This window comes from Sulfurovum sp. (genome assembly GCF_036568385.1).
Lineage (GTDB): Bacteria > Campylobacterota > Campylobacteria > Campylobacterales > Sulfurovaceae > Sulfurovum.
Genome location: NZ_DATCSP010000062.1, coordinates 1 through 10,433, shown reverse-complemented (window position 1 = coordinate 10,433; position 10,433 = coordinate 1). Strand labels below are relative to the sequence as shown.

The window sequence follows — 10,433 nt, the reverse complement described above, 5'->3', positions numbered from 1 at the left end:
GGTGCTTTCCATTCTAAACCAACACCGGACTTTGCAAACATTTCATTCAATAATGTAGTGTTAGGGGGTAGCAGCCCTTACAAGTTTACCAGTACGGATGCTACTTCTACGGACGCGGCTGAGCTTGAAGCGATATTTGATCTAGATCCTACAAATACTAAATAACTAACTCTTCTTTTGCACAAGCAATCTCTGCTTGTGCTTTATTTTTTATACTCGTATTTTACTTCGTTATATCAATAACATCATTGTTACCAATTTGTAACCCAATTGGGATAGCATACGCCAAATAATTTTTTTGGAGCAACAATGGTTACTATTCCTAAAAAGATTCTGCTTTCACTGGTAGTATCTGGTACACTTTTATCCCCTACGCTTATGGCTCAAGATGAAATGATCAAGTCCATTATGGAACTCAGATCAGATGTTGAGTCTCTCTATACGCAGATCGATGACAACAAAGAGGCATATCGGTCTCAGATGAAATCCTATGCATTGCAGATCTCCGATAATGAAGCACAGATCAATAGACAAGAGACTGCCTTGAAACTGACCCAGCAAAGCATTGAAAAAACAGAAAAAAAGCTTGAAACGCTGGGAAGTGCTACAGTGGACCTTAAGCCCGTAGTGACCGATGCGCTTGATGCACTTGAAAAAGAGATCAAAGCAGGTATCCCTTTCAAAGTGGAAGAGAGAGTAGCAGGACTTCATCAGATCAAAGATGACCTTAAGAACGGGAATATTTCACAAGAGAAAGCACTTGCATTGACCTGGGCGAGCTATGACGATACTCTGCGTTTGACCAAAGAGATCGGGCAGTTCAAACAGGAGATCACACTGGATGGAAAAGAGACGATGGCGAAGATCGCCAAAGTAGGCTCAGTGATGATGTTCTTTGCAACACCGGACGACAGAGTCGGGTATGTGAAGCAAGAGGGGAAAACCTACAGCTATGTGGTCGCGGCAGACAATACAGAACGTGATCAGATCATCGATCTGTTTGATGCACTGCAGAAGCAGATCCGTACAGGATACTTTACACTGCCCAATGCACTACTACTCAGAGGAGCCAACTAATGAAAGCATTATCTATCACTAAACTATTTTTCGCGATGGTGACATTTTTGTCACTTTCTGCAGCGGTACAGGCAGGGGAACTTGAAAGAGCCTACCAAAAAGAGTATGCATTCCTTAAAGCGCAAAAAGCAGAACTGGAAAAAAGACTTGCATCAGACAAAGTACAGCAGGCCAATGAACTTAATGCATCCCAAGAGAAGGTAGAAGCACTTCAGGAAAAACTGCTTGAAGTATCTGAAAAGGCAAAAGTAAGCAGTGAAAAACTGGAAAAGGTTTCCAAGATATTGGAGGAGAAGGAGGAAGACGGAGGGTTGACTGGCAATGTCGTCAACCAGGCACGTTTGGCACTGGAACCCTATGGTGTGAAAGTTTCAGATGACAATAGAACCAATGATCTGGAGAAGATCCAGCAGGCATTCGGTACTTCTATCATGTTGTATGGCGAGCTCTCTTCATTGAGAAATGAAAAAGGCGCGTTCTATCTTCCGGATGGTAAAAAGATCGAAGGTGATATCGTAAAAGTAGGGAACATCGCTGCGTACGGTATCGCTAAAGAAGCAGCCGGAGCACTTGCACCGGCAGGAGAAGGTAACTATAAACTATGGAATGCCGTGGGTTCAGCGGATGATGCGAAGGCAATGTTCGCCAAAGAGAAGACAGACACGATCGATATCTTTGTCTACGAAAACCTTGATAAAGAGGTGGATTACGTGACCGAGAAGACCTTTGTGGATACGATGGAAGATGGGGGTATCATCGGATATATCATCTTTGCACTTGGACTCTTTGGTCTGGTTCTCTTAGGACTGAGAGTGATCAACCTGATGGGAGCGAAGACCAGAGTGCATGAGATCACCCAGATCGTGGTGGATACATTTGAATCCGGTGAAGGAAGTACGGTTGCGCTTGAGAAGCTTAAAGGATATAAGGGTTCAACGGCAAGAGTGATCAAAGCGACGTTGAGAAATATCAAAAAAGAGAGAGCACACGTTGAAGACGTGATTATGGAAAACATCCTGAATGAGAGTACGCAGATCGACAGATTTGGTAGTTTTGTCCTGGTCATCGCAGCGGTCGCACCGCTGATGGGACTTCTGGGTACGGTCACGGGAATGATCGAAACTTTCGAAGTGATCACAGAGTTTGGTACAGGTGACCCGAAACTGCTTTCAGGCGGTATCTCTGCAGCCCTTGTGACAACGATGCAGGGTCTGATCGTAGCGATCCCGCTTCTGTTGATCGGAAACCTGCTTTCCGGTTGGGCACAGAGCATAAAAGACTCTATGGAGCAAAGTGCTTTACATATCGTAAATCTTTACGAGAAGTATAGAGGCTAAGATGCTTTCGCCATTTGAGCTAATCGGCAGATTTGTCGACCTTATGAATACCGGAGGGGTGGTCATGTGGGTACTTTTTGTACTCAACTTCTTCCTCTGGTATGGTTTGGGATATCGTTATTTTATCCTTAAGAGGGGAACCAAAGGAAATGTCCGCCGTCTGATCACCAAGCATGAAACAAGAGGGGAAGAACAGGCGATGAGAGGACTGCTTGATCATGCCGTTGCTGATGCGCTGGATGCAGCACAAGAGGCAAAAGCGATCGGGGCAGATGTAAGAAAACATATCAATGGTGTCCTGCTTCCGTACTACAGCGATGTGAACAGTTACAGGATCATGATCAGAACGATCGTAGTCCTTGCGCCGTTGGTAGGTCTGCTCGGGACGGTCATGGGGATGATCGAGACCTTTGATGCCCTGCAAAGCAGTACCATGTTCGCCCAGGGAGCGAGTATCTCGGGCGGTATCTCCAAAGCGCTCTTTACGACGGAACTTGGATTGGTGGTTGCCGTTCCAGGGTTGATCGTGGGGCGTGTGCTTGACAGGAAGGCAGAACGCTATGAACTTGAATTTGAACAGATCACAGATATTATATCCACGAAGGATGCAGCATGAGAATTAGACCAAAAAAACAAGAAGTAGACAATGTAGATGTATCACCATTGATCGATATGGTTTTTATCCTATTGATCTTTTTTATGGTAACGACTACCTTTGTCAAAGATATGAAACTGGACCTTGAGCGTCCTTCTGCAGCGAGTGCCAGCAAGTCAGATGCGAAAGTGGTACGTGTCTATATTGACAATACTTCTCAGGTTTACATTGACAACCAACCGGTACAGCTATGGGCGATCCAGAGTAAACTGAGAGATCTGCTGCGTACATCTACCGAGAAGTCGGTACTGGTCATCTCTGACGATACAATCCCTGTGGAGACACTGATCGATGTCGTAGATGAGTGTCGTATGTCAGGGGCAAAAGATGTAGCGGTATCCACATCAAAAGAGATGGGATAAGCTGTTATGACGACTACAAAGTTTAATAGAGACCGTGCCAAAACCTTTGCCTTATGGGCTATGGGTCTGGGTGCTTTCCTGATGATGGTACTGGTTGTTTCATTTAATGCAAAGGTCGAGAAAAAAGAGAAAAAGGTCAAAGACCCTATGCGTTATATGCAGATGACAAAACAGCCGCCAAAAGTGGAGAAGCCAAAACCGAAGCCGAAGCCGAAGCCGAAAGCGCAGCCGAAAGCACCGCTGCCTGACCTGGGGGCGATGCTTGGCGGGATCGCAATGAATATCCCTGAGTTCGCTACAGGCGATTTCATCGGCGATGGGAAAAGCCTGTTGGGCGATATGGCAGCGGATGCAGCGATGAGCGAAGGAACGGTCGACAGCAAACCAAGGGTCATTTCACGCGGTCCGTTGGATTATCCTGCGGCTGCGGCAAAAAAACGTATCAAAGGGTATGTGGTCGTGAACCTGCTTATCGGTAAGGACGGAAGTGTGGAGCTTGCCAAAGTGGTCGCATCAAGCCCGGCAGGTGTGTTTGATCAGGCAGCATTGAGAGGTGTAAGAAGCTGGCGTTTTGCTCCGGCAAAATATAAGGGTAACCCGGTCAAAGTATGGGCGAAGCAGAAAGTACGCTTCGATTTTAATTAAGGTGAGATCATGTTGAAAAAAATCATTACACTATCGGTTGTCTTTTTCTTGACATATTCACTCCAGGCAAAAGAGGCTGAAGAACAAACGATCGATCACATGGAGATCGCTACGATCATGTATTATGACGGAAAGTACGATAAAGCGCTTGAAGAGCTTCAGCAGGCAAAAGACTCCCAAACGAAGATCGAATGGGACAAGTATCATAATATGAGAGGGCTGATCTTCCTGAAAAACGAGAACTACGCCTCCTCTATCGCGGCATTTAAACAGGCGATCATAGCCACGAAGCAAAAGGTGTATGAGCCTCCGGTCGAAGAGGGGCCTAAAAGAGAGTATCTCTTCAGTCTCTTTTCTGAAAAGAAAAAAGCAGAAGAACCTGTGGTCAAAAAACCTGTATTTGATCCGGAAAAACTGAGAAAAGATCAGATCGAAGAGATCTATATCTATCTTTCCCAGGCGTATTACAAGGCTGAAGAGTACATCAATGCGGTACATGCACTGGATGCAGCCGGTGAAAAAGGACGTGCCAGTGCCTCTTTGTTCACGCTTAGAGCAGAGTGTTACTGGAAAGCGGACCAGAAAGCTTCTGCGATCGATGCCTTGAGCAGGGGAGCAAAGCTTTTCCCTGAAGATGCGACACTCCTGAAACAGAAGTTTTACTACTTTGCCGAACTCAAGCTCTACCAGGCGTCGATCGATGCGGCAAAAGCCTATATGAAAAAGATACCAGCGAATGCAGAGGAGTATATCTCTTTGGCCCAGATGCTTCAAAGCGGCGGTGAGTCAGAAGAGGCGATCAAAGTGCTTGAAGAGGCAAAACTGAAGTTCCCGTCTTCTGCAAAAGTGCATATCCTTTTGGGGCATTACTATAACCAGAAAGATATGCCTCATGTCACGGCCGATCTTTTTGAGAAGGGTTCTTTCTATGATGCGAACTATCTGAAAGAAGCGGCGGAGATGTACAGAAGGAACGGCGAACTTGCGCATGCGCTCTATCTTAATTCTATGATGACGGACAGAGAAGAGAAGACCAAACAGAAAGTAGCGATCTACGTTGGAAAAGGCGAGTTTGAAAAGATCATCGGACTCAAAGATGCCTTGGACAGATACGGTCTTTTGCAAAATGACAATATGCGTTATGCCTTGGCATATGCCTACTATATGGTCAAAGATTATGAGAGTGCGGAAGAGCATCTTAAGAAGATCGAAGATGATGAGCTCTTCTCCAAAGCGACGGTGATCCGTAAAAATATAGAAAAATGTAGAAGTAACAGTCTGGAGTGTATATAGATGAAGAAGTTAGTGCAATTATTGCTTTTAATGACACTGCCGCTGGCAGTCATGGCCAGTGAATTAAAAGAGGGTACGCTTTCAGTGTTGCTTTTCAGTGAGGGGAAACCACTTTCTAACAATGAAGTGAAGATCGACGGCAAAAAGGTTTTCAAAACCGATGGAGATGGTGCGGTAAAGATACCGCTTGCTGCCGGCAGACACCAGGTGGAGATCTTTGGAAAAAATGCGGCAGGTGAAAACCTGGGGTACTTTAAAAAGCCGGTTTCTATCAAAGAGGGAAGAGATACGGAGGTCATTGCGACGCTTTCGAAAAAGGGAGCAGACAGCATCGATATCGATGTTCCTGTAGCTGTAGCAAAATCTGTGGAAAGAGAAGAAGAGAAAGCCACAGGAGAAGGGAGACTTGCAGGTCAGGTACTCTCTTCCGAGGGAAATACACCGATCTCAGGGGCAAGGGTCTTTGTCAGAGGTACGGCGGTAGATGTAAGAACGGATGAAAACGGCCGTTTTTCTGCCAAAGTGCCTTCAGGAAAGACGTTAAGCATCTCGGTAGTGCATTCAGCCTACAGTGCACAGACCATCGGAGGGATCGTGGTCAAAAAAGACGGTACCACTTCAAGAACGGTCAAGCTGACGCCGGCAAGTATGGAGCTGGAAGAGTTTGTCGTCCTTGCACCGAAGATCGAAGGAAGTATCGCAGATGTTATGGCTGAAGAGAAAAATATCAATGCTGTTGCCAATATTTTGGGTTCTGCAGAAATATCAAAAAAGGGAGACAGTGATGCTGCCTCGGCACTCAAGAGAGTGACCGGGGTGACTTTAGTCGATGGAAAAAATATTTATGTCCGTGGATTGGGAGATAGATATTCAAACATAGAGATGAACTCATTGCCGCTTCCTTCTCCGGACCCTACAAAAAGATCCGTTCCCCTTGATATATTCCCGGCCAGTGTGATCGGTTCAATGAAGGTACAGAAAAGTGCAACAGCTGATATTCCAAATAGTTTTGGAGGAGGGTATGTTGATATTAGAACCAAAGATGAACCAAGTGAAAACTTTATCAAGATCTCTTTAGGGATAAAAGGGAATAGCAATACTGGTAAAGATAGTGATAACTATGCTGGGAGTGAAACGGATTGGCTGGGGTATGATAATGGCTACAGAGCAATACTGGACACTATTTTACAGGCTGCTGCAGTGCAAGAAGGTTCCAAAGTGCCAAACTTTCTAGACATTGGTCCTTCTGGCGAATTTACCCCTGAGCAAATGAGTGATTTTACAAGAGACTATGTTGACAGAGATTATAGTGTAGAACAACGTAATCTTCCTGTTGGAGGAAGTGGATCAGTAGAGGGTGCTTATATTCTAGATATAAATGATGAGAATAAGGTTTCAATATTTGGTAATTACGGTTATTCTCAAGATCATGAATTTAAAGAAGAAAGCTACTCTAGTTACGATTACAATCTTCAAACCAATGATCTATATGATACACCAATACAATACGGTACTATCAGAAATACAACATCAAATTATTCACATGGTGGTATGCTTAATATAGGATACAACTATATGGATGTTTTAAAACTAAAATACACAAAACTCTATACACGGGATGCTGAAAAATCAACAAGAGTTGTCAAAGGTATACTTGGTAATGATGACCTTGTGGGAGAACGTTATTTTTTAGACTGGGAAGAACGGGTACTTAATGCAGACCAAATAAATGGTGAATTTGACTACGAACTTTTCAATCATAAAGGCCATTTAGATTTTGGTTTAGAGTGGGCAACTGCAAATTTATATCAACCAAACAACTATAAATATTATTATGTTGAACAAAATATTAATGGTGAAGATGTTATGGTATTAGACTTTAGCAAAGAGAATAATATTGCAGATAGACTTAAGTCAGATGATGACATTTTTGCTATGTATGTGAAGAACAAAACGGATTTGGAAATATTTAGTAAAGACGATCATATAGATGTAGGCTTCAATTTTTCAACAAAAGAGAGAGTATCCAGAAGAACCAAGTTTAAGTTAGAAAAGAACGTTTGGTATTATAATCCTATTGATAGAGAAGATTTAGCAACTGATATAGAGACTATATATTGGGAACAGGTGAGGGATAATTATACTTATGAAACAAGACCTCTAGTCATCAACACTTTGTTTGAAGCTGCTGACTACTTTGATGCAGAGGTTGATGAAACGAGTTTTTATGGATCTGTTTTTATGAAACCTTTTGAAAAACTGGAACTTATTGCAGGAGCAAAGTATGTAGATCTTTCACAAACGGTACTTCAATTTAAAAAAGATGAAGAGTCTATTGTACGTCGTGTACCTGAAGAGGTGACAATAAATGATATTTACCCTAGTTTTAGTGCAAAATATAAATATAATGAGAATAATCATTTTGACCTTGCTTTATCTAGAACATATATTGTTCCTGACCTTAGAGAATTTACAGAAGGTGCTTATTTTCACCCCTATGAAGTAGCATTGGTTCAGGGTAATCCTGATTTGGAAACTACAGATATCTATAGTGTAGATTTAAAATACTCGCACTATATATCAGATACAGAAAATATAAAAACAGGTTTATTTTTCAAACATCTTGATAAACCGATAGAAGATACACAACAACAATCTGGCGGATTACCTGTTTACTCTTTTATGAACTCTGAGTCGGCAATACTTTACGGTATTGAGTTTGATGGACGAAAGAACTTTGATTTTATCAATAATAGTTTTAGTAACTATTATATTTCCGGGAACTTTTCTTATACCGAATCTGATGTGACACTTAGTGCTGAACAAGAAGAACAATATACCAACAATCATAGGCAGCTTCAAGGCCTTTCGAATATCGTTATCAATACCACACTCGGATATGACGATGATGAAAGAAATGTAGCATTATCTTTTAATAAAATGGGAGAACGAATTAGAAAAGTAGGTCTCATAGAGGACGGTGGTGATAAAAGGTTTCCGGATACTACAGAGATACCTCCAAGTCTCTTAGACTTTGTATGGATCGAAAAGTTTAATGACTATACACTAAAGACAAAACTAGGAAATCTGCTTGATGATAAGACAATTTGGAAGCAAGGTGACAATATCACTAAAGAATTTAAGACAGGCACGACTTTTGATATTTCTATTTCCTACAAATACTAATAAATGAAGATCGATCTAGATAAAAAAGGATTTGCAATGGATAGTATTATTGACCCAATCGCAACCATTCTGATTATTGAAGACAATGAAGATCTATTGGAGCTGGAAAAATTTCATCTGATGAAAGAAGGGTATAAGGTGATCGGTTTGACCTCTACAAAGAAAGCTGAGGCTGTTCTTGAAGAAGGGGTTGATCTGTTGCTTGTAGATCGCACGCTTCCACAGGTAGAGGGCAGTGAATTTATCAGTTATCTTCGTCATAAAGGGATGACAACTCCTGTGATATTCGTCTCTGCAAAAGCTACCGATGAGGAGATCGAAGAGGGGTTCCTGTGTGGGGGAGATGACTATTTACGCAAACCTTTTAATATGAAAGAGTTGCTTTATCGTGTAAAAGCCATACTCAGACGCACATCTTCCATGGAACAGGAGAGGCTTTCAGCCAGAGATATTGTCTTGGATGTCAATACACGCATGACCTATGTTGACAATCATGAAGTGGAACTGACAAAATTAGAATTTGAACTTCTTAGTCTATTTATAAAAAATAAAAACAGAGTGCTTAAAAGAGAATATCTGCTCCAAAATATTTGGAATGATAATGAGACCACTCAAAAACGTACGGTCAATGTTACCATCAATCGTCTAAAGAAAAAAATCGACCCCCGGGAGGATAAAGAGTACATCGTTCCTGTTCGTGGTATAGGATATAAATTTCAATAGCTTACAGCGTTTCCCCCAGGTTCCAATACTCCATTAATGACATAAAGATATGTATCAAATAAGAGATCGATACATTTAAGAAAAAGCAAGATATAAATTTCAAGTGTATGTTATAATTCATGCATGCAAAATGAAAATATAGAAATAGTTGTCATTGAAGATGAAGAGGATATTCTAGAGCTCATTGAGTATCATCTGGGTAAAGAAGGGTACAGCGTTACCGGGTTTCTCTCTACAGAAAACGTAGAACAGTTTTTGGAAGAAGAAAACCCTTCTCTTATTATCTCTGACCGTAATCTTCCGGGAATGGAAGGGAGCAAGTTTGTTACCTACCTGCGCGAGTTAGGGTATGATATCCCTGTGATCTTTCTCACCGCGAAAGACAAGGATTCCGATCTTGAAGAGGGTTTCGCAGCAGGAGGAGATGACTACATCTATAAGCCTTTTTCTCCGAAAGAACTGGTACTCAGGGTAAATGCCCTGCTTAAACGTTCAGGCATGCTTCAAAAGCAGGAACGCATCAAGTATAAGCATCTTACTATGGACCTGGTGAAGAAAGTGCTTACGATTGATGGAGAGCCGGTAACGCTTACCAACCTTGAGTTTAAGCTGCTGCACACTTTCATGAAGCATATCGATCAGGCACTGACAAGGGATTTTCTCCGTGATGAGGTATGGGGAACAGAAGGTACAGAAGTGAACGACAATGCTGTCAATGTAGCCATTAATCGGCTTAAAAACAAGATAGACCCAAACAATGAACAGAACTATTTTCATCCTGTATGGGGCGTAGGGTATAATTTTCATTAACCGTGACAGGAGCCTTTTGCCATTTTGGAGAAGAGGCCAGGTGAAAACTTTAACGCCATTACCCTAAAGACGAAAAAGACCAATATCACAAAGAGCAAAAAGAGGATCTCCTCAAACTCTTTTTTTGGATTGGTCACCAGGATCACGACATCCCTGATCAGAAAGACGATAAAAACATCGATCACATACCTAAGGCGCAGTTTTCGCTTTACCACAAAATCAGAGATCATTTTCACTACTTCTATGATCACAATAAACTCGAGCATCAGGATAATGGCTTTATAAAAAGGATAATGTGTCACCAGGATCAGCGTAAAAATAAGCACTGAGAAGAGCAGTTCATAG

Annotated in this window: 10 protein-coding genes; 9 read left to right on the top strand and 1 reads right to left on the bottom strand. The window is 42.1% G+C overall.

All coding sequences use genetic code 11. The features are described 5' to 3' along the window. The first annotated feature begins 309 nt into the window (after nucleotides 1-309). From VIM88_RS06875 to VIM88_RS06835, 9 genes are all read left to right on the top strand, one after another. The gene (locus VIM88_RS06875; protein ID WP_331862149.1) at nucleotides 310-1,077 is read left to right on the top strand and encodes a DUF3450 family protein; all 768 of its coding nucleotides are present in this window, start codon (nucleotides 310-312) and stop codon (nucleotides 1,075-1,077) included. Further along, complete coding sequence (locus tag VIM88_RS06870; protein ID WP_331862148.1) at nucleotides 1,077-2,414, top strand: MotA/TolQ/ExbB proton channel family protein; 1,338 nt, start codon at nucleotides 1,077-1,079, stop codon at nucleotides 2,412-2,414. The genes VIM88_RS06875 and VIM88_RS06870 overlap by 1 nt, the downstream gene beginning before the upstream one ends. 1 nt (nucleotide 2,415) lies before the next feature. Beyond that, a complete protein-coding gene (locus tag VIM88_RS06865; RefSeq protein ID WP_331862147.1) occupies nucleotides 2,416-3,030 on the top strand; it encodes a MotA/TolQ/ExbB proton channel family protein in 615 nt (204 codons plus the stop codon). Further along, entirely contained in the window at nucleotides 3,027-3,431 is a 405-nt protein-coding gene (locus VIM88_RS06860; protein ID WP_289401295.1) for an ExbD/TolR family protein, read from the top strand. Before VIM88_RS06865 ends, VIM88_RS06860 begins: the two co-directional genes overlap by 4 nt. 6 nt (nucleotides 3,432-3,437) lie before the next feature. Then, nucleotides 3,438-4,076, top strand: coding sequence for an energy transducer TonB (locus tag VIM88_RS06855; protein WP_331862146.1), 639 nt, complete (start codon nucleotides 3,438-3,440; stop codon nucleotides 4,074-4,076). A 9-nt stretch (nucleotides 4,077-4,085) separates the two neighbouring features. Beyond that, nucleotides 4,086-5,369, top strand: a complete 1,284-nt coding sequence (locus VIM88_RS06850) for a tetratricopeptide repeat protein (protein WP_331862145.1) — start codon at nucleotides 4,086-4,088, stop codon at nucleotides 5,367-5,369. Further along, a complete protein-coding gene (locus tag VIM88_RS06845; protein WP_331862144.1) occupies nucleotides 5,370-8,555 on the top strand; it encodes a carboxypeptidase regulatory-like domain-containing protein in 3,186 nt (1,061 codons plus the stop codon). A gap of 36 nt (nucleotides 8,556-8,591) precedes the next feature. Next, a complete protein-coding gene (locus VIM88_RS06840) occupies nucleotides 8,592-9,278 on the top strand; it encodes a response regulator transcription factor (protein WP_331862143.1) in 687 nt (228 codons plus the stop codon). 123 nt (nucleotides 9,279-9,401) lie between these two features. Further along, nucleotides 9,402-10,088 (top strand): response regulator transcription factor, encoded by a 687-nt coding sequence (locus VIM88_RS06835; RefSeq protein WP_331862142.1) that lies wholly within the window; start codon nucleotides 9,402-9,404, stop codon nucleotides 10,086-10,088. Here VIM88_RS06835 and VIM88_RS06830 read toward each other — a convergent pair. Further along, a partial coding sequence (locus VIM88_RS06830) for a phosphate-starvation-inducible PsiE family protein (RefSeq protein ID WP_331862141.1) occupies nucleotides 10,085-10,433 on the bottom strand: 349 nt, incomplete at its 5' end. The genes VIM88_RS06835 and VIM88_RS06830 overlap by 4 nt on opposite strands.

What these genes read in the sequence shown, in the direction of transcription:
- VIM88_RS06850 (WP_331862145.1), top strand. Translation starts at nt 4,086, where the DNA reads ATGTTGAAAAAAATCATTACACTATCGGTTGTCTTTTTCTTGACATAT.
- VIM88_RS06855 (WP_331862146.1), top strand. Translation starts at nt 3,438, where the DNA reads ATGACGACTACAAAGTTTAATAGAGACCGTGCCAAAACCTTTGCCTTA.
- VIM88_RS06840 (WP_331862143.1), top strand. Translation starts at nt 8,592, where the DNA reads ATGGATAGTATTATTGACCCAATCGCAACCATTCTGATTATTGAAGAC.
- VIM88_RS06865 (WP_331862147.1), top strand. Translation starts at nt 2,416, where the DNA reads ATGCTTTCGCCATTTGAGCTAATCGGCAGATTTGTCGACCTTATGAAT.
- VIM88_RS06860 (WP_289401295.1), top strand. Translation starts at nt 3,027, where the DNA reads ATGAGAATTAGACCAAAAAAACAAGAAGTAGACAATGTAGATGTATCA.
- VIM88_RS06845 (WP_331862144.1), top strand. Translation starts at nt 5,370, where the DNA reads ATGAAGAAGTTAGTGCAATTATTGCTTTTAATGACACTGCCGCTGGCA.
- VIM88_RS06875 (WP_331862149.1), top strand. Translation starts at nt 310, where the DNA reads ATGGTTACTATTCCTAAAAAGATTCTGCTTTCACTGGTAGTATCTGGT.
- VIM88_RS06870 (WP_331862148.1), top strand. Translation starts at nt 1,077, where the DNA reads ATGAAAGCATTATCTATCACTAAACTATTTTTCGCGATGGTGACATTT.
- VIM88_RS06835 (WP_331862142.1), top strand. Translation starts at nt 9,402, where the DNA reads ATGCAAAATGAAAATATAGAAATAGTTGTCATTGAAGATGAAGAGGAT.